This is a genomic window from Nocardioides sp. Leaf307, from assembly GCF_001423135.1.
Classification (GTDB): domain Bacteria; phylum Actinomycetota; class Actinomycetes; order Propionibacteriales; family Nocardioidaceae; genus Nocardioides; species Nocardioides kribbensis.
Map to the genome: position 1 here is coordinate 40609 of NZ_LMNY01000003.1, position 22998 is coordinate 63606.

The window sequence follows — 22998 nt, forward strand, 5'->3', positions numbered from 1 at the left end:
GACCCCGCGCCCGACCCCGCACCGACCCGCGCGCGTCGCCGCCACGCCACCGGGGGCGCACGGGTCAGGCCTGCTCGCGCAGGTAGCGCCCGAAGTGGGGCACGGTGAAGGCGATCCGGCCCCGCTCGCCGGAGTAGACCAGGCCCTTCTTCATCAGCGCGTCGCGCGCCGGGGAGAGCGACTGCGGCTTCTTGCCCAGGGTGGCGGCGACGTCGGCGGTGGCCACCGAGCCGACCGCGTCGACGTCGGTGCCGCCGGCGGCCAGGGCGACGGCGGCGTCGGCCATGCCGCGCAGGTACTCCCGCTCCGCCGGGGTCGCGCGCTCGTAGCGACTGCCGAAGAAGCCGACGGCCAGCTCGCGCTCGGCCTCGGGGGCGGCCACGGCCACGTCGTCCTCGGTGATCGGCGAGCGGGGCGCGACGTCCCAGACGGTCTTGCCGTAGGCCTGGATGAAGTAGGGGTAGCCGCCGGTCGCGTCGTACATCGCCGCCAGCCCCGCCTCGGTGAACGCCGCGTCCTCGTCGGTGGCCGGGGCGCTCAGCGCGCGGTCGGCGGCCTCCCGGGTGAGCCGGTCGATGCGGGCGTAGCGGAAGAGCCGCTCGGAGTAGGACTTGCTCGCCGAGAGCACCGCGGGCAGGTGCGGCAGCCCCGCGCCGACCACGATCAGCGGCAGGCCCGACTGGCTGATCTCGTGGCACGCCGCGCACAGCGCGGAGACGTCGTCGGGGCCGAGGTCCTGCATCTCGTCGATGAAGACCGCGACCCCCTTGCCCGCGTCGGCGGCCAGCCCGCCGACGTCGGTGAGCAGCTCGACCAGGTCGATCTCGATGTCGCCGGAGTCGGCCCGCCCGCGCACGGCCGGGGCGTCGATGCCCGGGCTCCACCGGTCCTTGAGGCGCGCGTCGGCGCCGGCGTCGCGCTGGGCGAAGGAGCGCAGCACGCCGAGCACGTGGTCGACCTGCTCCTCCCCCGACCCCGGCCCGGGCCCACCACCGGGTCCGCCGCCAGGTCCCGGCACGCCGAGCTCGCGCACCGCCTGGTGCAGCGCCGACGACAGCGGCCGGCGCAGCCGCTGGTCGGGGCGGGCCTCGAGCTTGCCGGTGCCCCAGCCGCGGCGCACCGCCGCGGAGCGCAGCGCGTTGAGCAGCACCGTCTTGCCCACCCCGCGCAGCCCGGTGAGCACCAGCGAGCGCTCGGGCCGACCGCGTGCGACGCGCTCGAGCACCACCTCGAAGGTCGCCAGCTCCTCGTCGCGACCGGCCAGCTCGGGCGGGCGCTGGCCGGCGCCGGGCGCGTAGGGGTTGCGGATCGGGTCGATGACAGGACCGTATCCGCCTCTCTAGTGTCGGTCGTAGACGACGCGCGGGATCGAGCCACGCGCTCCGCGGCCTCTGCCCTCGTCCGCTCCCCTCCTCCTCCGTCCGCCGTCGGCTGTCCGTGCGCCGCCCGCCCCCGCCCGCGCCCCGTCCGCGCGCCGCCCTACCCGACTATCGAGGTGTCTCGGGCCAGCCCTAGACGCCTCCAGAGAGCGCGAGCGAGCCCCAGCGGCCACACCCGCCCCACGAGCCCCGTCTGAGACGGGGATGAGAATCCTCTTACGACCACCGGGATCCCGGTCACACGACCGGGTGTCGCGCCCAGGCGTCTGCCTACCCTCGCCCTTCCCCCACAGACCGCACACTCCGTCGATCCCAGGGAATTCTCGGTGACCCACACGCACGCACCCCCCGCTGCCCACTCCGCCTCCTCCCCCGGCTCCCCCGGCTCCCCCGCCGGGTCCGGACCACCCGGAGGCCTGCCCTCCCCCCGCGACCTGGGCCGCTCGCTGACAGGCTGGGCCCGGCGCGACGCCCGCTTCGACGTGCCGGCCTCGCTGGTGGTCTTCCTCGTCGCCGTACCGCTCTCGCTCGGCATCGCCGTGGCCTCCGGCGCCCCCGTCGCCGCCGGCCTCATCGCCGCCGCCGTCGGCGGGATCCTCGCCGGCATCGTCGGCGGCGCCCCGCTCCAGGTGAGCGGACCGGCGGCCGGGCTGACCGTCGTCGTGGCCGAGGTCGTCGCCGAGTTCGGCTGGGAGGCCACCTGCGCGATCACCGCCATGGCCGGCCTGCTCCAGCTCGTGCTCGGCGCCACCCGCCTGGGCCGCTACGCCCTGGCCATCTCGCCCACCGTGGTCGCCGCCATGCTGGCCGGCATCGGCATCTCGATCGTGCTGGGCCAGCTCAACGTCGCCCTCGGCTCGACCTCGCGGCCCTCGGCCTGGGCCAACCTGCAGTCCATCGGCTCGTCGCTGCTCTCCCCCGACTCCCACGCCCTGCTCGCGGCCACCGGCGTCGTGGTGATCCTGCTGCTCTGGCCGCGGATGCCCGCCAGGGTCAAGGCGGTGCCCGGCCCGCTCGTGGCCGTCACCCTGCTGACCCTGATGGCCGCCGCCTGGCTGCCCGACGCCGAGCGCGTCGACCTCGGCGGGGCGCTGCTCGACCAGATCGGCACCGTCGCCATGCCCGAGGGCACGCCCCTGGCCGTGGCCGGCGCCGTGCTCACGGTCGCCCTCATCGCCTCGGTCGAGAGCCTGCTCTCGGCGGTGGCCATCGACAAGCTCCACGACGGGCCCCGCGCCCGCCTCGACCGCGAGCTGGTCGGCCAGGGCGTCGCCAACACCGCCTCCGGCGCGCTGGGCGGCCTGCCCGTCACCGGCGTCATCGTGCGCAGCGCCACCAACGTCGCCGCCGGCGCCCGCACCCGCGCCTCCGCGATCCTGCACGGCGTGTGGGTGCTCGTCTTCGCCCTGCTGCTGGTCGGCCTGGTCGAGCAGATCCCGCTGGCCGCGCTCGCCGGCCTGCTGCTGGTCATGGGCACCGGGCTGGTCAAGCCGGCCGACGTACGCCGCTCCCGCGCCCGCGGCGAGCTGTGGATCTACGTCGCCACCGTGGTCGGCGTCCTCGCGCTCAACCTGGTCGAGGGCGTGCTCATCGGCCTGGTCGGCGCCCTGCTGCTCACCCTGTGGCGCACCGCCCAGGTCAAGGTCGACGTGCGCGAGGCCGGCCCGGCCCCCGACGGGCGGGCGCTGTGGGTCGTCGAGGTCCACGGCAGCGTGTCGTTCCTCGCCCTGCCCGTGCTGGCCCGGCGGCTCGCCACCGTGCCCGAGGGCCAGGTGGTCGAGGTCGACCTGCTCGTCGACTACCTCGACCCCGCGGCCCGCGACCAGATCGACGACTGGCGCAGCCGCTACGAGGCGCAGGGCGGCCAGGTCGTCGTCGAGCACTCCGGCCCGGCCGGCGAGGAGGCGGCCGCCGAGCGCGCCGCCAAGTCGCGGCCCGTCTCGCCCCGCGCCTGGCTGCCCTGGGGCGCGTGGCAGAACGGTGGCGCCGACCTCGGCACCACCGCCCCGGCCCACCCGCTGGCGGTCGGCGTGCGCGAGTACCACCGCCGCACCTCGGCCTCGCTCCAGCCGGTCTACGACGAGCTGCGCGAGAGCCAGGCCCCCCGCGCCGCCTTCCTGGGCTGCGTCGACTCGCGGCTGGTGCCCAACCAGCTCACCAGCAGCGGGCCCGGCGACCTCTTCACCATCCGCACCATGGGCAACCTCGCCCCCGCCGACGGCGACGACGACGGCGCGGTCTCCGCGCCGGTGCTCTACGCCGTCGACCAGCTCGGCGTCGAGGTCGTCGTCGTCTGCGGTCACTCCGGCTGCGGCGCGATGACCGCCGCGGTCGCCTCCGACGAGGCCGTCGGCCCGGACGCGGGGGCTGCGGGGGCTGCGGGCGCTGCGGGCGCCGACGCCAGCGACCCGGTCGACCGCTGGCTGCGCCACGCCGCACCCTCGGTGTCGGCCTGGCGGGCCCAGCACCCGGTGGGCGCATCGGCCGCGGCCGTCGGCGACGGTGAGGTCGACCAGCTCGCCCAGGTCAACGTCGCGGTCACCCTCGACCGGCTGCGCGAGGTGCTCGGCGCCGAGCGGCTCGAGCGGGTGCGGCTCGTCGGGCTGTTCTTCCGCATCGACGACGGCTCGCTCTCGGTGCTGCGCGACGACGCCTTCGTCGCCCTCACCGACGCCGAGCTCGACCGGTTGGCCCACCTGGCCGGCTGAGCGCACCCCGCGACCGCCCTCGGTCGCGGACGACCCGCACCCGCGCGGCCCGGGCTCCCGGCCCGGCCAGCACCCTCAGGCCGGCTCGGCCCGGGCCGCGTGGCGGCGGGCGCGCGCTGCGTCGTAGGCCTGGTCGAGGCCGCGGCGCAGCACCTCGATCATCTCGGGCACCTCGTCGACGCTGAGCCGGAAGGACCCGGCGCAGACGTTGTCGCGCCACAGCGACAGCACGACGACCTCGGCCTCGGGGTGCCAGGAGACCCGCAGCGCGCGGTCGTCGCCGCGGGCGTCGAGGTGGATCGACCCCGTCTCGGGCAGCGTGCGCACGCGTGACATCTGCCCATGATGCTCCGCCCGCGCCCGTCTGTCACCGGGTCGGTCCGCACGCCTGCGACCCCGGGACTGCGGCGTACCCGAGCCTGTCGGCCCGCACCCGCACCTGTCGGCCCGTGCGACGGCCGACAGGTGCGGGTTTCGCCAGCCGGCCGGTGAAACCCGCCGGTCGGGCGCACCCACCCCCCTAGACTCGGCGACGTGCCCGAGCTACCCGAGGTGGAGGCGCTGGCCCTGGACCTCAGGGGCCGGCTCGACGGACGTGCGATCGTCAAGGTCCACGTGGCGGCGTTCAGTGCCCTGAAGACCTTCGACCCGCCGCTGTCGGCGTTGGAGGGCACGCTGGTCGACGACGTGACCCGCCACGGCAAGTTCCTCGACATCGACGCCTCGGGGGTCCACCTCGTGCTCCACCTCGCCCGGGCGGGCTGGGTGCGCTGGCGTGAGGAGCTGCCGATGGTGCCGCCGAAGCCGAGCAGCAAGTCGACGCTGGCGGTGCGCATCGAGCTCGACGACGGCACCGGTCTCGACGTCACCGAGGCCGGCACCCGCAAGAGCCTGGCGATGTACGTCGTGCGCGACCCCCACGACGTGCCCGGCATCGCGAGCCTGGGCCCCGACCCCCTCGAGGACGGCTTCACCGTCGACGTCCTCGGCGCGATCCTGCAGCGCGAGGGCCGCAAGCAGGTCAAGGGGGTGCTGCGCCACCAGGGCACCATCGCCGGCATCGGCAACGCCTACTCCGACGAGATCCTCCACGCCGCGCGGATGTCGCCCTACAAGCCGGCCAACAGCCTCACCGACGACGAGCTCGCCACCCTGTACGCCGCCCTGCGCCGCACCGTCGGCGACGCCGTCGAGCGCTCCCGCGGCCTGGCCGCCAGCGAGCTGAAGGGCGAGAAGAAGTCCCACCTCGCCGTCCACGGCCGCGCCGGCGAGGCCTGCCCGGTCTGCGGCGACACGGTGCGCGAGGTCTCCTTCGCCGACTCCAGCCTGCAGTACTGCCCCACCTGCCAGACCGGCGGCAAGCCGCTGGCCGACCGCCGGATGAGCCGGCTGCTCAAGTAGCGTCGGACCCGGCGAGCCCCGGCACGACCGGCGAGCCCCAGCACGGACCCGACGCACCCCCGCACCAGGATCGAGGCCCTCATGACCGCCATCCCCACCGTCTCCGTCGACGGCGTCCCGCAGCCCCTGCCCGAGGGGCTGGCGGTGCTCGACGTGCGCGAGCCCGTCGAGTGGGAGCACGGCCACATCGAGGGCGCGGTCCACATCCCGCTCATGGACCTGCCCCAGCGCCTCGCCGACGTGCCCGAGGGCCAGGTGCTCGTGGTGTGCAAGGTCGGCGGCCGCTCGGCCCAGGCCACCGGCTACCTCGCCCAGCAGGGTCACGACGTCGTCAACCTCGACGGCGGCATGCTCGACTGGGAGGCCGCCGGCCGGCCCATGGTCAGCGAGACCGGCCAGCCGCCCCAGGTCGTCTGAGCCCGGTCGTCGTGAGCCCGGTCGTCGTGAGGCCGGTCGTCGTGAGGCCCCCCGGCCTCACTCGGCGGGCGACCCCGACGGCGACCCCGACGGCGACTCCGACGGCGCCTCCGAGGCCGCGGCACCGGCGCAGACCTGGCTGACGTAGCCCACGAAGGCCGCGACCTGGGTCTTCTCCTGCTTGCTCAGCTGGAAGTCGCCCTCGGCGGCCAGCTCCTCGGCGGTGAGGTCGGGGTCGACCTCCTGGAGCTTCTCGAGGTAGACGTCGTAGCCGGTGGCGGCGTCGGACGGGGCGTCGGAGGGCACCTCGGCGGAGCCCAGGGCCTCGGCGAAGGTGGCGACGTCGGATCCGGTGTCGAGCCCGTCGACGCTGGTCAGCGCCTCACAGAGGCCCTGGGCCTCGCCGAGGTCGGGCGCCGCGGCGCTGCTCGACGCCGCCGGGCTGGCCGCGTCGGAGGCCGACTCGGAGTCGTCGGACCCGCAGCCCACGAGCGCGAGGGCCGAGACCGCGAGGCCCGCCACGAGCAGCGGCGTACGCCGGGGCCCGCGTGCGGGGCGGGCGGCCGAGGGGCGGGCGGGTCGGACGGAGCGGGAGAGCAGCATGGGTGCGAGCGTGGCACGCGCACCTGAGAGCAGCCTGGGCGGGTGCGGACCCCGCACCGGCGGGCGGCGACCCCGTGTCGGGTCACCGCCCGCCGGTGCGCAGCGGTGCGGGACGAGCCCGCGGTGGGTCGGGGCGCGGCGGCCCGACCCGCGGGAGTCACTCGGTGGACTCGCTGGAGGAGTCGTCGGGCACCTCGGCGCTGGGCAGGTCGGAGGGGATGCCCAGGGCGTCGGCGCACTCGGTCGCGGTGTACTCGAAGAAGGCGTCGACCTTGGCGTCGTCCTCGTCGGAGATGTCGGGGTCGAAGTCCTCGATCTCGGCGGCGGAGGCGTCGTCGGGCAGCTCGTTGATGGTGTCGATGAAGATCTCGAAGCCCTCGCGACCGTCCTCGGAGATGTTCTCCGGGGTGCCGACCTCGGCCAGCTGGTCGGCGAAGTCCTTGATCGCGCCGGCGTCGGGCTCCTCCTGGTCGGCGGTGCTGCTGATGATCTCGGAGTAGGTCGAGCAGAAGTCGTCCGACGAGGCGTCGTCGGGGGTCGAGGCCCCGTCGTCGCTGCCACCGCAGGCGGTGGCCATCGAGGCGAGGAGGACGAGGGAGCCGGCAGCGGCGCCGCGGCGCAGGCGGGTCAGGGACATGCGATCTCCAGACGTGGGGGTCGGTAGGGGGTCGTCGGGGACCGCGTGGTCCTCGCCCGTGAGGGCCCGAGCACGCTGACCCTGCCCCAGCGCGCGCGGTTCATGCCTCCTCCCACCCCGAGGATTTCCCGGCCGCGCCGGCACGACCGGCGTCACGACGGACCGGGGGCGCCCGGGCCGCCGAAGGCCGCCGGCAGCGGGCACTCCAGGGCGCGGGCGAGGCGGGCGAGGTAGTCGGCACGGCTGAGGGTGACGACGCCGAGGCTGGCCAGGTGCTCGGTGCTCCACTGCACGTCGAGGAGCCGGTCGGGGTGGGCGTCGAGGTCGGCGGCGAGCAGGTCGACGAGACCGACCAGGGCGACCTTGGAGGCGTCGCGCACGCGGTGGAACATCGACTCCCCCGCGAAGAGCCCGCCGCTGGCCACGCCGTACAGGCCTCCGACGAGGCGCCCGTCCTGCCACGCCTCCACCGAGTGGGCCCAGCCCAGGTCGTGCAGGCGCAGGTAGGCGGCGCGGATGTCGCCGTCGATCCAGCCCGCCGGGCGGCGGGGGTCGGCGCAGGCGTCGAGGACCTCGGCGAAGGCGGTGTCGACGCGGATCCCGAAGTCGCGCGTCGCGCGGCGCAGCGAGCGCGAGACGCGCAGTCCGTCGAGCGGCAGCACGCCCCGCTCGAGCGGGCAGAACCAGTACATCGGGTCGCCGCGGTGGCCCGAGGGCATCGGGAAGAGACCCTGGCGGTAGGCCTCGAGCAGCGTGCCGGGCTCGAGGTCGGCGCCGATGCCGACCAGGTCGTCGTCGTCGGGGAAGCGGCTCGGGTCGCCGAAGGACCACGGGCTGGGCGGGGGCTCGACGGGCACCCGCCGACCGTAGCCCCCGTACGCTGTAAGTCATGAGCGCCCGACGCACCCTGACCGGCACCGTGACCCGCAAGATCGCCCCGAAGGTGACGGGCATGGCCCCCGGGCTGACCACCTCCTTCGTGCGCGAGGCGCTGGCCCGCGCCATCGCCGGCGCCGGCCCGCTGCCGCCCGCCGCCGCGGCCGCCGACAAGCAGCTGGAGGAGCAGGGGGGCGACGTCGACAAGGCGATCCACGAGGTCATCGAGAACCACGTGCGCTACGCCGGCGCCCAGGGCTTCCTCACCAACATCGGCGGCGTCGTCACCGCGGCGGTCACGATCCCCACCAACATCACCGGGCTGGCGCTCGTGCAGTGCCGCATGATCGCCGGCATCGCCCACCTCCGGGGCTACGACCTCGACGACGCCCGCGTGCGCAACGCGATCCTGGCCTGCCTCATGGGCGAGGACACCGTCAACTCCCTGGTCAAGGCCAAGAAGCTGCCCGCCCCGCCGATGGCGCTGGCCACGGCCCCGTCGGGCTCGCCCGACACCGACCGCGCGGTCTCCACCGAGGTCGCCTCCGACCTGGTCACCCGGGTCATGGGCAAGCGCCTGGCCGTCACCGTGGGCCGACGCGTGCCCGTGGTGGGCGGCGTCGTCGGCATGGGCGCCGACGGCTACTCCACCTGGAAGATCGGGCGCTACGCCGAGCGCGAGCTCCTGCCCCGCACCGCGCGGTAGGCCCCCAGCGCCGCGCGGCCGACCCGCCCGCCCTGGAGCCGGCCCACGACCCGCTCGCGCAGCCGGTACGACGGGCGCAGGTAGGACCGCTGCAGGGCGTCGCGGGTCTCGGCCAGCTCGGCGTGCAGGCGCTGCTCCTCGTGGCTGAGCCGCGCGTTGTCGAGCAGCAGCGCCGCGATCGCGTCGACCGCGGCGCCCGCGACCTGGGTCTCCGACGGCGCGTCGGGGTCGGCCCAGGCGGTGCTGGCCGACGGTCCGCGCAGGTCCTCGAGGTCGCCGACGACGTCGTAGCCGCGCGCGCGGACCTCCCCGACCCAGCGCGCGCACAGGTCGGCGGCCCACGGGTGCACGTCGGGCGGCAGCGCCAGGCGGGGAGAGCGCGAGCGCTGCGACAGGGTGCGGTGGGCCAGCAGCTCGCGCACCAGCGGCCGGTAGTCGGCCGGCTCGAGGCGCTGGTTGACGGCCTGGTTGATGCGCCGCACCAGCGCGGTCTCGGGCGCGCCGAGCGAGGGGTTGGCGCGCTCGACGGTGAGGTCGAGCTCGAGGCCGTCGAGGCCGAAGGCGCGGGTGAAGCGCTGCCACAGCAGGTCGGGCGGGCCGCCGGGCGCCGGCACGGTGACCACGTGGATCCGCTCGGGCGGCAGGGCGTGGCCCCAGCGGTCGAGGATGTCGGGGATCTCCTGCACGCCCCAGAACCAGGTGGCGATCCGGCTCTCGCGGGCCGGGTCGCGCAGCTGCTCGAGGAAGCGCTCGAAGGTGATCGTGCTGCGGTGCTTGACGTTCTCCTGCCACTCCGCCGGCACCTGGCGCACCAGGTCGCGCACCGAGAGCACGACGTGCACCTCGGCGCCGGTGCCGTCGGCGCGGTGGCCCAGCGACTCCAGGGCACGACCGACCTGCGAGCGCGAGGCGGTGGCGAGGATCTCGTGGCTGATGATCGCCGTGCCCTCGTGGGCGCGCACCTGCGCGGCGAGGGCGTCCCAGGCCCCGAAGGCCTCCGTCTCCAGACCGCCCCACGGCAGCCGCATCAGGTCGAGGGCGGCGAGGAAGTGGGCGTCGAAGCGCTCCGCGGGATAGAGGATGCCGTGCTCCAGCAGCCGCTCGCGGTTGCGGAAGAGCACGTCCTGCAGCCCCGACGTGCCGGTCTTGGGGGTGCCCACGTGGAGCAGGACGCGCTGGCTCATCGCTCGTCCTCTCGGGTCGCGGGGGTCGTCGTGGTCATGTGGGGTGTCCCGGGGGTCACGGGGTGGCGGGGCCGCGGTCGTCGTGACGCCGCAGCAGGGCCACGGCGAGGTCGAGCACGGCGGCGTCCGAGGGCGGGGCGCCCTCGGCCTCGGCGAGCGCGTCGGGGGCGTCGACGAGCGCGTCGGGGTCGCCGAGCACAGGGTAGCCAGCGCGCAGGACCGCGGCGCGCACCTGCACGGAGCGTCGCGCCACCCACCGGTGGTGCTCCGGCGGCACCACGAGGCGGGACCCGGCAGTGGCGGCCGGGAGGTCGTGGAGCATCGGCACGAGCACCCCGCGCAGCAGCTCCTGGCGCGCCCGCGGCAGCACGAGCAGCCCGAGCCCCACGCCGACCCGGCGTACGAGCTCGACGGCGTCGCCGGAGAGCCGGGGCGCATGGAGGCGCACCGGGGCGTCGACCACGGCGGGCAGCCGGTCGAGGTCGACCACGACACGCACGCGCTCGCGACCCACCCGCGCGGCCCACCGGTCGGCGACGGCCGCGACGTCGAGGGGGCGCGGCACGTGGCGGCGCTCGGTGGCGGCGGCGAGCCACTGCGGCCACGGTGGGGCCCCGTCGACCCCGGCGCTGCGGGCGGTCCAGGTGTGGGCCAGGCCCACCGAGAGCCGACCGGCGAGCACCAGCACCTCGGGCGCGCGCCCGCCCGGGGGTCGGCCCGCGGCGGCGAGCTCGCGGCGCCACAGCGAGCCCAGCCACGGGTCACCGGCCAGACGGTACGCCGGGGCGCGCCGGGCCCACGGCCACGCCGTGCGCACCCGCTGCAGGACCGGGCGCGCGGTGCGGGGGGCCGCCGCGGCCGGGTCGGACGCGCGTGCGGCCGCCTCCCGGACGTCCTCGGCGACCAGGCCGGTGGCGACGCGCACGAGCTCGTCGTCGGGCAGGTCGGCGGGGTCGACGGGGGCCCAGCCGAAGCCGCGCACCTCGGTGGCGCCGACGAGCTCGAGGTCGGGTCGCCCGCGGCCCGGCGCGCTCGCGCCCAGCACCCGCTGCGCGAGCCGCGGAGAGACCCCGCCGGCGAGGTTGAGGCGGCGCAGGAGCTCGAGCTGCTGGGCGCCGGGCAGGACCCGGCCGCGCGTCGGCACCTCGGCCGACCACCGGGCCCACGGGGTGGTGCCGCCGGCCTGCAGGTGGTCGAGCCACGCCCAGGCGCGCCCCTCGCCGGGCGTGCCGCTCACGAGTCGAGCAGGCGGCGGGCCTGGTCGCGCACGCGGCTGCCGATCTGACGGTCGGGGTCCTCGCGGCGCGCGGCCTCGCGGGTCATGGCGGCGAGGGCGTCGACGGCGGCGGCGAGCTGGCGGCGCGGGGGCACCCGGTCGGGGTCGTTCCACGACTCGTCGGGGCCCGGGCGCACGGGGCGCAGGTCGGCGACGTCGCCGACGACGTGCACGCCGCTGGCCTCGGCCCACTCGATCCAGCGCTCCGACTGCTCCTCGGCCCAGTCGTGGAAGCGCGGCGGCAGACCGACGCGGCCCGACTCGCGACCCACCAGCTCCTGCTCGGCCAGCAGGCCGCGCACGAGGGCGTCGAAGTCGGGACCACCGCGGGTGCGTCGCCCGAGGCTGGTGTTGAGCCGGCGCAGCAGGGCGCTCTCCGCGGCACCCAGCGAGGGGTTGGTGCGCTCGCTCTCGGCGGGCGCCCAGGCGGGGTCGATGGAGAAGGCGCGGCAGAAGCGCAGCCACAGCTCGTCGCCGCCGGGCGCGCCGGGGCCGGCCACCGAGACCCCCGAGCCCCGCTGGGGCACGGTGACCACGTGGACCTGCTCGGGCGGGAGACCGGCCGACCACGTGCCGAGCACGGCGGGCAGGTCGAAGGACCGGGCGAACCACGTGCGGCCGCGACGCGCGCGCTTGAGGAAGCGGCGGTAGCTCCACGTGCGGCCCTGCTTGATGCTCTCCTGCCACGCGGCGGGCAGCTGCCGACCGAGGTCGCGAGCGCTGTAGACGACGTGGATCTCGGTGTCGCCGCCGGGCCCGGCGAGGTCGCGCTTGGCCTTGGCCACGTGCTCGGCGCCGGCGGGGGCGAGGATCTCGTGGCTGACCACGACGGTGCCGGTGCGGCGGCGGACCCGGCGTACGAGCGCGTCCCAGCTGCCCTCGGCGTGGCCCGGCTCGCCGCCCCAGTCCTGCCCCTGGAGGTCGAGGGCGGCGCGGAAGTGGAAGAGCGCGGGGCTGACCAGCGCCGAGCGGGTCGGGAAGTGCACGTCGTGGGCCGCCAGCGCCTTGGCGTTGAGGCTCAGCCGGTCCTGGAGGTAGGTCGTGCCGGTCTTCGGCGCACCGATGTGCAGGTAGACCCGGCGGCGGGCGGCGGCACTCACGGTGCTGATTGTGCCAGCGCCCTCACGACCGCCGACGGGCTGGGCCGTCCGAGCCGCTCGGCCATCCAGGTGCTGGTGCCCACGAGGGCGTCGAGGTCGACCCCGTGCTCCACCCCCAGTCCGGTGAGCAGCCACACGAGGTCCTCGGTGGCGAGGTTGCCGGTGGCGCTGGCGGCGTAGGGGCAGCCGCCGAGCCCCCCGGCCGAGGCGTCGAACGTCGTCACCCCGGCGCGCAGGCCCGCGGCGGCGTTGGCGAGGGCCTGGCCGTAGGTGTCGTGGAAGTGCAGGGCCAGCCGGTCGGGGCCGATGCCGGCGTCGGCGAAGGCCTCGACCAGCGCGGTGACGTGGGCGGCGGTGCCGACGCCGATGGTGTCGCCGAGGCTGAGCTGCCCGGCGCCCAGGTCGAGCAGGCGGCGGCCGGTGGCCACGACCTGCGCGACCGGCACCGGACCCTCCCAGGGGTCGCCGAAGCACATGCTGACGTAGGCCCGCACGTCGAGGCCGGCCGCGCGGGCGCGGGCGACGGTGGGGGCGAACATCTCCAGCTGGCTCTCCAGCCCGCGGTTGAGGTTGCGCCGGGCGAAGGTCTCGGTGGCCGAGCCGAAGATCGCGACGTGGCGCAGGCCCAGCTCGAGGGCGCGGTCGAGGCCGCGCTCGTTGGGCACGAGCACGGGCAGGTCGCGCGAGGCCTCGCCGAGGTCGTCGGCCAGGCGGCCCATGAGCTCGGCGGCGTCGGCCAGCTGCGGCACCCACCGCGGGTGCACGAAGCTGGTCGCCTCGACCGTGGAGAGCCCTGCGTCGAGCAGGCGGCGCACGAACTCCGCCTTCACCTCGACCGGCACCAGCGACGCCTCGTTCTGCAGGCCGTCGCGGGGCCCGACCTCGTAGATCCTCACCCGCTGCGGCAGGGCGGGGTCGCGCACCACCATCGGCAGGGCGCCCACCGCAGGCTCGCCCGCCGGGGTCGCCGCCGTCGGGCCCGCGCCGGGCGTGTCGCCGGCACCGGCCGGGGCCGCGGCGTCGCCGGCGGCGGGAGCGCCGGGGCGGCCCGTGCGGGGCTGCTCGCCGGCGGTCACCGGGCCCCTCCGTCGCGGTGTGCTCCGTCGCTGGGTGCTCCCGTGCCGGCGCTGTCCGCCCCGGTGCCGGCGGAGCCGGGCGCGTCGGGCGCGGCCTCGACGACGAAGAGCGTCGCTCCCAGCGCGACCTGGCGTCCGGCGACGGCGTCGACCTCGGTGACGGTGCCGGCGAAGGGCGCGCGCAGGGCCAGCTCCATCTTCATCGCCTCCACCACGCCGAGCACGTCGCCCTCGGCGACCTCCTGGCCCACCACCACGCGCACGTCGAGCACGGTGCCCGGCATCGGGGAGACCAGCGTGCCGTCGCCCGCGGCGGGCCCGCGGTCGGCGGCCGGGTCGGGTCGTCGGAAGACGTGGCGCTGACCGCGCAGGACGACCTCGACCTCGTGGGCCCGGGCGTCGACGACGGCCTCGAGGCGCTCCCCGTCGACGTCGAGCAGCACCGTGTGGTGCTCGGCGCGCAGCTGCACGACCCGCACCCCGTCGACGGCGCCGCGGAGGCCGTCGGCGGCCCGCTCGACCACCACCGGTCGGTCGAGGCCCACCCGCTGCGGGGCGGGCGGTCCGCCGAGGCGGAACCCGTCGGCGTGGAAGGGCCCGGCGCCGGAGCGGGCCCGGCCGGTGTCGCCGACCTCGCCGGTGCCGCTGGTCGCGGTGAGCATGGCCTGGGTCCACGCGGCGACGACCCGGGCCTGCGACTCCTCGGGCCGGGGCAGCTCGTGGCGGTCGAGCCAGGCGGTGTCGATCGTGGCGTCGCGGAACTCCTCGGAGGCCACCAGCGCGCGCAGGAAGCCGGCGTTGGTGGTGAGACCGAGGATGGCGGTGCGGTCGAGGGCCGCCACGAGGGCGCGGCGGGCGCTCTCGCGGTCGGGCCCGTGCACGACGACCTTGCCGAGCATCGGGTCGAAGGCGGTCGAGACCACCTGGCCGTCGGCGAGGGCGTGGTCGACGCGGACCACCGTGGCGCCCCGGGGGTCCGCGGCAGGGCCAGCGGCAGGGGCGGCCGAGGTAGCCGTGGGCCAGCGCACCAGGCTGGCCCGACCGGCCTGCGGGAGGAAGCCGGCGTAGGCGTCCTCCGCGTAGACCCGCGCCTCGATGGCGTGGCCCACCAGGGTCAGGTCGTCCTGGGCCAGGCCGACCGGCTGGCCGGCCGCCACGCGCAGCTGCAGCTCGACCAGGTCGACCGGAGCGCCGTCGACGCGGGCGACCAGCTCGGAGACCGGGTGCTCGACCTGGAGGCGGGTGTTCATCTCCAGGAAGTAGAACTCCCCGGTGTCGGCGTCGAGGAGGAACTCCACGGTACCGGCGCCGGTGTAGCCGACGTGGGCGGCCAGGTCGACGCCGGCCTGGCGCACCCGGGCGCGCGTGGCCTCGTCGAGGGTCGGCGCGGGCGCCTCCTCGAGCACCTTCTGGTGGCGGCGCTGGGTGGAGCAGTCGCGCTCGAAGAGGTGCAGCACGGTGCCGTGGGCGTCGCCGAGGACCTGGACCTCGACGTGGCGACCGCGCTCGACGTACTTCTCCACCAGCATGGTGTCGTCGCCGAAGGCCGCCAGCGCCTCGCGGCGAGCGGCGGCCGTGGCCTCCTCGAGCTCCGCGGCCGAGCGCACCACGCGCATGCCCTTGCCGCCGCCGCCCGCGGCGGCCTTGACCAGCACGGGGTAGGCGGCGTCCTCGCCGGTCGGCACCACCGGCACCCCGGCGGCCACCGCGATCTCGCGCGCGGCGTCCTTGCGGCCCATGCGGTCCATCACCTCGGCCGACGGGCCGACCAGGACGACGCCGGCGGCCTCCAGCGCCCGCGCGAACGCCGCCCGCTCGGAGAGGAAGCCGTAGCCGGGGTGCACCGCGTCGGCGCCCGCGGCCACCGCGGCGGCGACCACCGCGTCGACGTCGAGGTAGCTCTCCACGCGCACCGCGGCGTCGGCGGCGCGCACGTGGGGCGCCGTGGCGTCGAGGTCGGTGTGGATCGCGACCGTGCGCAGGCCCAGGCGGGCGGCGGTGCGGAAGACGCGCAGCGCGATCTCGCCGCGGTTGGCGACGAGCAGGGTGTGGATCGTCATCTCGCTCACATCCGGAAGACGCCGTAGGAGGGGCTGGGCACCGGCGCGTGCGCGGCGGCCGCCAGGCCCATGCCGAGCACCCGGCGGGTGTCGACGGGGTCGATGACGCCGTCGTCCCACAGCCGGGCCGTGGAGTAGTACGGCGAGCCCTGCGCGTCGTACTGCTCGCGGATCGGGGCGCGGAAGTCCTCCTCCGCCTCGGCCGACCAGTCCTCGCCGCGGGCCTCGAGACCGTCGCGGCGCACCGTGGCCAGCACCGAGGCGGCCTGCTCGCCGCCCATCACCGAGATCCGCGCGTTGGGCCACATCCACAGGAAGCGCGGGTCGTAGGCCCGCCCGCACATGCCGTAGTTGCCCGCGCCGAAGGAGCCGCCGATGACGACGGTGAACTTCGGGACGACGCTGCACGCGACCGCGGTGACCAGCTTGGCGCCGTCGCGCGCGATGCCGTTGTTCTCGTACTCGCGCCCGACCATGAAGCCCGAGATGTTCTGCAGGAAGACCAGCGGGATGCCGCGCTGGTTGCACAGCTCGATGAAGTGCGCGCCCTTGAGCGCCGACTCGCTGAAGAGGATGCCGTTGTTGGCCACGATGCCGACCGGGTGGCCCCACACGTGGGCGAAGCCGCACACCAGGGTCTCGCCGTAGAGCTGCTTGAACTCCTGGAAGCGGCTGCCGTCGACGACGCGGCGGATCACCTCGCGCACGTCGTAGGGCGTGCGGACCTCCGCGGGCACGACGTCGAGCAGGCCAGCGGGGTCCTCCAGCGGCTCCTCCACCGGGCGCACCTCCCACGGCGGCGGCGGGGTCGGTCGCAGCGTGTCGACGATGCCGCGCACCACCGCGAGGGCGTGGTCGTCGTCGTCGGCGAGGTGGTCGACGACCCCGGACGTGCGGGCGTGGACGTCACCGCCGCCGAGCTCCTCGGCCGTGACGACCTCGCCGGTCGCGGCCTTCACCAGCGGCGGGCCGCCGAGGAAGATCGTGCCCTGCTCACGCACGATGACGCTCTCGTCGGCCATCGCCGGCACGTAGGCGCCGCCGGCGGTGCAGGACCCCATGACGCTGGCGATCTGCGCGATGCCCCGCGCCGACATCGTGGCCTGGTTGAAGAAGATCCGCCCGAAGTGCTCACGGTCGGGGAAGACGTCGTCCTGCATCGGCAGGAAGGCCCCGCCGGAGTCGACGAGGTAGACGCAGGGCAGGTGGTTCTCCGCCGCGACCTGCTGGGCGCGCAGGTGCTTCTTGACCGTGAGCGGGTAGTAGGTGCCGCCCTTGACCGTGGCGTCGTTGGCCACCACCACGCAGAGCCGGCCGCTGACCTGGCCGACCCCGGTGACGATGCCGGCGCTGGGCACGGCGTCGACCCCGGCGTCGACCCCGGCGTCGACCCCGGGTCCGGCCTGGGCCGGGGTGCCGTACATGCCCGTGGCGGCGAGGGGGCTCAGCTCGAGGAAGGGGCTGCCGGGGTCGAGCAGCCGGTCGACCCGGTCGCGCACCAGCAGCTTGCCGCGGTCGGTGTGCTTGGCCCGCGCGGCCTCGGTGCCGCCGCGCCGCGCCGCGGCCAGCCGCGCGTGCAGGTCGGCGGTGAGCTCCCTGAGGTCTGTCACGCGCCCAGGTTAGCGATCGTTAACCGCAGCGTCCACGGGGTGCCCCCGCCGGCGCGGCCGGGGGCTGGAACGTCGCCCGGTGCGCCGGTGAACGAGCGCTAACCTGTGCCGGTGACGACCGAGCAGGACGCCCCGCCCAGCCGGCGGCAGCAGATCCTCGACACGGCGGCCGAGCTCTTCGCCCAGCGCGGCTTCCACGGTGTCTCGGTCGCCGACCTCGGCGCGGCGTGCGGCATCTCGGGCCCGGCGCTCTACAAGCACTTCGCCAGCAAGGACGCCGTGCTGGCCGAGATGCTGGTCTCGATCAGCGAGCAGCTGCTGGCCGTCGGGCGCAAGCGGGCCGCGGCGACCGACTCGCCGGCGGCCGCGCTCGAGGCCCTCGTCGGCTGGCACGTCGACTTCGCTCTGCGCCACCGGGCGCTCATCGTGGTGCAGGACCGCGACTGGGAGTCCTTGCCCCCCGCCGCGCGCGAGCAGGTGAGGCTGCTGCAGCGGCAGTACGTCGAGGTCTGGGCCGAGCAGCTGCGGCTGCTGCACCCCGACCTCGGGCTCGGCGCCGCCCGCGCCACCGCCCACGCGGCCTTCGGGCTGATCAACTCCACGCCCCACAGCGGCCTGCTCGACGACGCGGCCATGCGCGACCTGCTGCGCGCCATGGCCGTCCGCGCCCTGCGCGCCGACGCCTGACCCGGGCCGGGCGACCGCGCGCGGGGCCGCGGGGTCAGGCGACGGGGCTGACCGCGGGCTCGGGCGTGGCGACGGGGTCGGCGACCCGCTCGATGCGGCGCAGCGCCGGCTGGGCGACGAGGGCGAGCACGACCGCGAGGCCGGCCCCGGTCACCGAGACCGCGAAGGCCGCGGTGTGGCCCGAGGCGTCGGCCAGGCGCCCGGCGGTGCTGGAGCCCAGGGCGTAGCCGATGCCGGTGGCGCCGGCCATCAGCGTCATCGCGGCGCCGACGCGGGCGCGCGGGGCGACCCGCTCGGCGAGGGTGAAGGTGGTGATCATGTAGGGCGCGATCACCGTGCCGAGCACCATGACGACGGCGACCAGCGGACCGAGGCCGTCGACCAGCAGCAGCGGCGCGGACAGCACGAGCATGCCGACGGCGAAGGCCAGCAGCCGGCGGGCGGGGTGGAAGGAGTCGGGCAGCAGCACCATCGCGAGGCCGGCCAGCACCGAGCCGATGCCCAGCGTCGCGTGCACCAGGCCGGCCAGGCCGAGCTGGCCCTGAGCCTCGGCGAGCACCGACGTGCCGGTCTGCACCGACCCGAAGAGCACGCCCACCAGCAGCTGGGCCCCGAAGAGCGCCGCGAAGGTGCCGGTCACCAGGCGGCCGCGTGCGGCGCCGGCGTGGTCGGGGTCGACCAGACGAGCCGTCGGGTGCAGGCCGAACCACGTGCCGAAGGCCAGCAGGAGCGCGGCGGCCACCACGACCGCGGTGCCGGGGCTGGCGATCGCGACGACGACGCCGAGCAGCGCCGGGCCCAGCACGTACGACGCCTCGTCGGCCGCGCCCTCGTAGGAGAACGCGGCGTCGACCAGCCGCGAGCGGGCCGCACCGGTGCCGCGAGTGATCGGGCGCCAGCGCACCCGGGCGAGCGGGCCCACCTGCGGGATGAGCAGGCCGGCCGCGCCGGCCGCGGCGACGAGCACGCCGGTGGCGGCGCCCCGGTGGGCCAGCGCGACGAGCACGAGCAGGCCCGCCCCGCCGAGGAGCGACTGCACGACCACGACGGGGCGCTGGCCCAGACGGTCGGCGAGCGCGCCGGCGACCGGCGAGCCGACCGCGTTGGCCACGGCGAGGCTGCCGGCGGCCAGACCGCCCGCGGCGTAGGAGCCGGTGACGGAGGAGACGAGGAGCAGGGCGCCCATCTGGCTCATCGCCGCGGGCAGGCGGCCGACGAAGGCGACGACGACGTAGAGCGGACCGGTGAGGCCGAGGAGACGGCGGTAGCTGACGAGGGGTGACACGGATCGATCTCGAATCTTGCTGGTGTCGGGGCGCGACACGTCCGGCGCGCGTCGAACCCACCTCCGAGACGCGCAGGAACCCTCTGCTCCAGCCATCGTAGCGAGTGCTACGTCGTGCCGGGAAGTCCTCGTGCGCGCCGCGGCCCCGGGCCGAGTCGCTCAGAACAGACGGTCAAGCGCGTCCCCGGGGCCGCCGTCGGAGCCCGGGTCGCCGGCGCCGCGCTCGAGCAGGTCGAGCAGCCGCGCGGCGCGCACGCTCGCGTCGAGCGCCAGGGTCAGGTCGTCGAGGTCCTCCCCCGCGCCGGCGGCGTCGCCCTGGCCGGGGTGGTCCCCGCGACCGGCCGGGCCGGGGTCCCCGGCATGGTCGGCGTGGTCGGCGTGCAGCCGCGCCAGCAGCTCCTCGCGGCCCACGCCCCGCAGGTGCAGCAGCACGAAGGGGTCGGCCTCCAGCAGCCAGGTCAGCTGGTAGAGCACCGCGAGGGCGTGCGCGCAGGGGTCGGTCCAGGCGGGGCAGGTGCAGGTGGTGGCGAGCTCGCCGCCGTAGGGCAGCAGCTCGACGCCGGCCTCCTCGGCGTGCTCGACCAGGTCGTGGGGCAGGTCGCCGCCCAGCAGCGCGGCGACCCGGCCCGAGGCCGCCGCCACCGCCTCCACCAGGGCCTCGGCGCCGGGCCGGTCGAGCACGGGGACCTCCCCGGAGACCGTCCACAGGCCGTGGGCGTCCTCGACGGAGGCGAGGAAGGACCCGTCGTCGACGCTCACCTGCCCCACCCGGCCGCCACGGGCCAGGCTGCGGCCGGCGGCCAGGTCGGCCTCGGCGTAGGCCGACTCCTCGACCGCGCGCACCCACGCCTTGCCCCACCACGTGCTCGCCCGGGTGCGCGAGCGGCGCGGGGCGAGGCGGGGGTGGAGCAGGGCGCTCACGGGAGGTCCGGCCCGCCGGACGCGGCGCCCCCGGCGGGGTCGCGGCGCAGGGTCACGAGGTCGCGCAGCTCCGCGTCGCTCAGCTCGGTGAGCGCGGCCTCCCCGCCCCCGAGCACGGCGTCGGCCAGCGCCCGCTTGCGCGCCAGCAGCTCGCCCACCTTCTCCTCGATCGTGCCGCGGGTGGTCATGCGGTGCACCTGCACCGGGCGGGTCTGGCCGATGCGGTAGGCGCGGTCGGTGGCCTGCTCCTCGACCGCGGGGTTCCACCAGCGGTCGAGGTGGACGACGTGGTCGGCACGGGTGAGGTTGAGCCCCGTGCCCCCGGCCTTGAGCGAGAGCAGGAAGACCGGCGCGGGCTCGTCGGGCGCAGCGTCCTGGAAGCGCCGCACCATCGCCTCGCGCTCGCGCACGGGGGTGCCGCCGTGGAGGAACTGGTGGGCGACCCCCTGGGCCGAGAGGTGGGACTCGACCAGCCGCGCCATCGCGACGTACTGCGTGAAGACCAGGGCGGCGCCGCCCTCGGCGAGCACCGTGGAGAGCAGCTCGTCGAGCAGGTCGATCTTCTCCGAGCGTCCCGCGACGCGGCCGCCGGACTGCTTGAGGAAGTGCGCGGGGTGGTTGCAGATCTGCTTGAGCCCGGTGAGCAGGGCCAGCACCAGACCGCGGCGGGTCTCCTCGTCGGCCCGCTCGATGCGCTCCATCGTGTCGCGCACGAAGGCCTCGTAGAGCACGGTCTGCTCGCGGGTCAGCGAGAGCGGGTGGTCGGTCTCGGTCTTGGCCGGCAGCTCCGGGGCGATGCCGGGGTCGGACTTGCGCCGGCGCAGCAGGAAGGGCTCGACGAGGTCGGCGAACTGCCGGGCCTTGGTCGGCTCGAGGCCCGACTCGATCGGCGCGGCCCACACCTTGCGGAAGGCGTTACGGCTGCCCAGCAGCCCCGGGGTGGCCCAGTCGAGGATCGCCCACAGCTCGGTGAGGTCGTTCTCGACCGGGGTGCCGGTGAGCGCGACCCGGGCGCGGCTGGGGATGCGGCGCAGGTGGCGGGCCGTGGCCGAGCGGGGGTTCTTGACGTGCTGGGCCTCGTCGGCGACCACGAGGTCCCAGGCCACGCCGGCCAGCTGCTCGTGGGAGACCCGCATCGTGCCGTAGGTCGTCAGCACGAAGCCGGGGTCGCCGGTCAGGCCCGCCTCGAGGTCGTCGAGGGAGCGCTGGCCGCCGTGGAAGCGGCGCACCGGCACGCCGGGGGCGAAGCGCGCGATCTCGGCCTCCCAGTTGCCCAGCAGCGAGGTCGGGCAGACCACCAGGGTCGGGCCGGTGGCGCCCTCGTCGTGGCGGTGCAGGTGCAGCGCGATGAGGGTGACGGTCTTGCCCAGGCCCATGTCGTCGGCCAGGCAGGCCCCCAGGCCGAGCGAGGTCAGCTCGGCCAGCCAGGTCAGGCCGTGGCGCTGGTAGTCGCGCAGGGTGGCGCGCAGCCCGGCGGGGGTCTCGACGGGGGGCCTGACCGCGGCCTGCGTGATCCGGTCGCGCATCCTCAGCAGGCTCGCCCCGACCACCACCTGCTCCAGGGCGGCTGGCTCGGCGTCGGCGCGGCGCCGCTCGACCACCCCGACGCCGGTGAGCGCCGTCGCCAGCGCCTCGACCGCCGAGAGCGAGCGCACCATCCGCTGGCGCGCCTTGCGGGCCACCGCGGGGTCGACGACGGTCCAGCCGCCCCGCAGCCGCAGCACCGGGGCCGCGGCGGTGGCCAGCTGCTCCATCTCCTCCTCGGTGAGCGGGTCGCCGTGCAGCGCGACCTGCCAGCGGAAGGCGAAGAGCTGGTCGGGGGCCAGGATGCTGTCCTGGAGGGCCTCCTCCCGCGGGCCGGGCGCGGCCCGACCCGGCGCCGCCGGCCGGGCGTCGAGCACCGCCGTGGCGGTGAGGTCGCGGCCCAGCGAGCGGGGCCACAGCACGTCGACGCCGCGCTGCCCGAGCGCGCCCACGCCGACCTCGAGCAGGCTGACCAGCTCCTCGGCGTCGAGGGTGATCTCGTCGGGCACGCGCAGCTCGAGCAGCCGCTCGAGCACCGGCCAGGTGTCGGCGGCGGCGCGCAGCGCGACGAGGGCGTGCGTGCGGGCCCGGTCGCCGAACCCGTGGCCGCCGGGCTCGCCCGGGTCCTGCGTCCACAGCAGCGCCGCGTCGCAGACGTGGAGCGGGTTGCGCTCGTCGTGCACCTGGGGCACCAGCCGCACCGCACCGGCGACCAGCTCCTCCTCGTCGGCCTCGACCCGCAGCGACACCGTCACCAGCTGCGGGCGGTCGTCGGCCGGCTCCTCGCGGTGGGCCTCGATGCGCCGGCGCAGCCGGTCGGCGAAGGTCTCCCCCGAGCCCGAGCCCGAGCCCGAGCCCGAGCCCGACCCCGTACGCCGGGCAGCGCCCGCCGCCCGCCGCGCGCCCGGCGCGTCCGCGCCGCCGGGCCGGGCCGCGTCGCGCCCTCCGGTGGGGGCGCCGCGGGGCATGGCGTCGCACACGGCGTCGAGCACCTGCCGCACGACGGCCTCCGCCTCCTGCTCGCTCAGGTCGTCGTGGTGGCGGGCCCGTGCCAGCATCGCCACCCGGTCGGCGTCGGCGTCGTCGAGCGGTGCGGCGCGCCACGAGGCCGGGCCGGTCCCGCCGTCGGAGTCACCGGCCCCGACCGCGGGCTCGAACCGGCCCGCGGCCACCAGCCGCAGCCCCAGCAGGGCCGCCCCGGAGAGCAGGGCCACGCTCGGGTGGAGGTCGTCGCGCGTGTGGGCCCGGGTGAGCACCGGCAGCGCCGCCCGCATCGGCAGCGCGACCGTGCGTCGCTCGTCGACGAACTCCACCACGCTCTCGCGGGGCGGGTCGGCCGGCCGGAAGGAGGCCGTGCCGGTGACGGGGACGAAGCTCAACGCAGCACCTTCGCAGCCGGGTCGGGGAGGGGACACCGACCGTAGCCGCCCCCGCCGACCAGCCCCGCCGCCCGGCCTCCCCCGGCGCCGGTGGCCGCGCGCCGCGGCCCGCACCCGGGGCCGGGCCCGCCCGCCGGAGGGGCACCCCGGCGCGCCGTAGGGTCGGGCC

The 22998-nt window shown here is 76.4% G+C and carries 19 protein-coding genes; 5 read left to right on the plus strand and 14 right to left on the minus strand.

What is annotated here, in order from left to right; all coding sequences use genetic code 11:
- Positions 1 to 64: 64 nt before the first annotated feature.
- The gene (locus ASF50_RS15160; protein WP_056905076.1) at positions 65 to 1318 is read right to left on the minus strand and encodes an ATP-binding protein; all 1254 of its coding nucleotides are present in this window, start codon (positions 1316 to 1318) and stop codon (positions 65 to 67) included.
- A gap of 387 nt (positions 1319 to 1705) precedes the next feature.
- Here ASF50_RS15160 and ASF50_RS15165 point away from each other — a divergent pair, with 387 nt between their 5' ends.
- The gene (locus ASF50_RS15165; protein WP_082503260.1) at positions 1706 to 4087 is read left to right on the plus strand and encodes a SulP family inorganic anion transporter; all 2382 of its coding nucleotides are present in this window, start codon (positions 1706 to 1708) and stop codon (positions 4085 to 4087) included.
- Positions 4088 to 4162: 75 nt separating this feature from the next.
- On the opposite strand, the gene ASF50_RS15170 is transcribed toward ASF50_RS15165, so the two are convergent.
- Positions 4163 to 4423, minus strand: a complete 261-nt coding sequence (locus tag ASF50_RS15170; RefSeq protein WP_056905077.1) for a hypothetical protein — start codon at positions 4421 to 4423, stop codon at positions 4163 to 4165.
- 198 nt (positions 4424 to 4621) lie between these two features.
- On the opposite strand from ASF50_RS15170, the gene ASF50_RS15175 reads away from it, so the two are divergent.
- Both ASF50_RS15175 and ASF50_RS15180 read left to right on the plus strand, forming a co-directional pair.
- Positions 4622 to 5488 (plus strand): Fpg/Nei family DNA glycosylase, encoded by an 867-nt coding sequence (locus ASF50_RS15175; RefSeq protein ID WP_056865178.1) that lies wholly within the window; start codon positions 4622 to 4624, stop codon positions 5486 to 5488.
- Between the two features lie 81 nt (positions 5489 to 5569).
- A complete protein-coding gene (locus tag ASF50_RS15180; protein ID WP_056865167.1) occupies positions 5570 to 5905 on the plus strand; it encodes a rhodanese-like domain-containing protein in 336 nt (111 codons plus the stop codon).
- Between the two features lie 57 nt (positions 5906 to 5962).
- On the opposite strand, the gene ASF50_RS15185 is transcribed toward ASF50_RS15180, so the two are convergent.
- The 3 genes from ASF50_RS15185 to aat all read right to left on the minus strand — a co-directional run bounded on the left by ASF50_RS15185 (position 5963) and on the right by aat (position 8002).
- The gene (locus ASF50_RS15185; protein WP_056905078.1) at positions 5963 to 6508 is read right to left on the minus strand and encodes a hypothetical protein; all 546 of its coding nucleotides are present in this window, start codon (positions 6506 to 6508) and stop codon (positions 5963 to 5965) included.
- 157 nt (positions 6509 to 6665) lie between these two features.
- On the minus strand, positions 6666 to 7145 hold the full coding sequence (locus ASF50_RS15190) for a hypothetical protein (protein WP_056865165.1): 480 nt from the start codon (positions 7143 to 7145) through the stop codon (positions 6666 to 6668).
- Positions 7146 to 7297: 152 nt separating this feature from the next.
- Positions 7298 to 8002, minus strand: coding sequence for a leucyl/phenylalanyl-tRNA--protein transferase (gene aat, locus ASF50_RS15195; RefSeq protein WP_056865164.1), 705 nt, complete (start codon positions 8000 to 8002; stop codon positions 7298 to 7300).
- Positions 8003 to 8034: 32 nt separating this feature from the next.
- Here aat and ASF50_RS15200 point away from each other — a divergent pair, with 32 nt between their 5' ends.
- Positions 8035 to 8727 (plus strand): EcsC family protein, encoded by a 693-nt coding sequence (locus ASF50_RS15200; RefSeq protein WP_082500454.1) that lies wholly within the window; start codon positions 8035 to 8037, stop codon positions 8725 to 8727.
- Here ASF50_RS15200 and ASF50_RS15205 read toward each other — a convergent pair.
- From ASF50_RS15205 to ASF50_RS15230, 6 genes are all read right to left on the minus strand, one after another.
- On the minus strand, positions 8688 to 9911 hold the full coding sequence (locus ASF50_RS15205) for a hypothetical protein (RefSeq protein ID WP_056905079.1): 1224 nt from the start codon (positions 9909 to 9911) through the stop codon (positions 8688 to 8690). The two genes, ASF50_RS15200 and ASF50_RS15205, sit on opposite strands and share 40 nt — an antisense overlap.
- 55 nt (positions 9912 to 9966) lie before the next feature.
- Positions 9967 to 11148 (minus strand): hypothetical protein, encoded by a 1182-nt coding sequence (locus ASF50_RS15210; protein WP_056905080.1) that lies wholly within the window; start codon positions 11146 to 11148, stop codon positions 9967 to 9969.
- Positions 11145 to 12287 (minus strand): hypothetical protein, encoded by a 1143-nt coding sequence (locus tag ASF50_RS15215; RefSeq protein WP_056905081.1) that lies wholly within the window; start codon positions 12285 to 12287, stop codon positions 11145 to 11147. Before ASF50_RS15215 ends, ASF50_RS15210 begins: the two co-directional genes overlap by 4 nt.
- Positions 12284 to 13216 (minus strand): hydroxymethylglutaryl-CoA lyase, encoded by a 933-nt coding sequence (locus tag ASF50_RS15220; protein WP_056905394.1) that lies wholly within the window; start codon positions 13214 to 13216, stop codon positions 12284 to 12286. The genes ASF50_RS15215 and ASF50_RS15220 overlap by 4 nt, the downstream gene beginning before the upstream one ends.
- 143 nt (positions 13217 to 13359) lie before the next feature.
- Positions 13360 to 15423, minus strand: a complete 2064-nt coding sequence (locus tag ASF50_RS15225; protein WP_082503261.1) for a biotin carboxylase N-terminal domain-containing protein — start codon at positions 15421 to 15423, stop codon at positions 13360 to 13362.
- A gap of 5 nt (positions 15424 to 15428) precedes the next feature.
- On the minus strand, positions 15429 to 17033 hold the full coding sequence (locus ASF50_RS15230) for a carboxyl transferase domain-containing protein (protein ID WP_056905082.1): 1605 nt from the start codon (positions 17031 to 17033) through the stop codon (positions 15429 to 15431).
- A gap of 111 nt (positions 17034 to 17144) precedes the next feature.
- Between ASF50_RS15230 and ASF50_RS15235 the strand changes: the two genes are divergently transcribed.
- Complete coding sequence (locus ASF50_RS15235) at positions 17145 to 17720, plus strand: TetR/AcrR family transcriptional regulator (protein WP_056905395.1); 576 nt, start codon at positions 17145 to 17147, stop codon at positions 17718 to 17720.
- A 34-nt stretch (positions 17721 to 17754) separates the two neighbouring features.
- Here the strand turns inward: ASF50_RS15235 and ASF50_RS15240 are convergent, their stop codons facing one another.
- The 3 genes from ASF50_RS15240 to ASF50_RS15250 form a co-directional block, all read right to left on the minus strand.
- Positions 17755 to 19005: an MFS transporter gene (locus ASF50_RS15240; RefSeq protein WP_056865159.1), complete on the minus strand. Its 1251-nt coding sequence runs from the start codon at positions 19003 to 19005 to the stop codon at positions 17755 to 17757.
- Positions 19006 to 19164: 159 nt separating this feature from the next.
- Positions 19165 to 19926: an SWIM zinc finger family protein gene (locus ASF50_RS15245; protein WP_082503262.1), complete on the minus strand. Its 762-nt coding sequence runs from the start codon at positions 19924 to 19926 to the stop codon at positions 19165 to 19167.
- Complete coding sequence (locus ASF50_RS15250) at positions 19923 to 22829, minus strand: DEAD/DEAH box helicase (RefSeq protein WP_056905083.1); 2907 nt, start codon at positions 22827 to 22829, stop codon at positions 19923 to 19925. Before ASF50_RS15250 ends, ASF50_RS15245 begins: the two co-directional genes overlap by 4 nt.
- Positions 22830 to 22998: the final 169 nt, after the last annotated feature.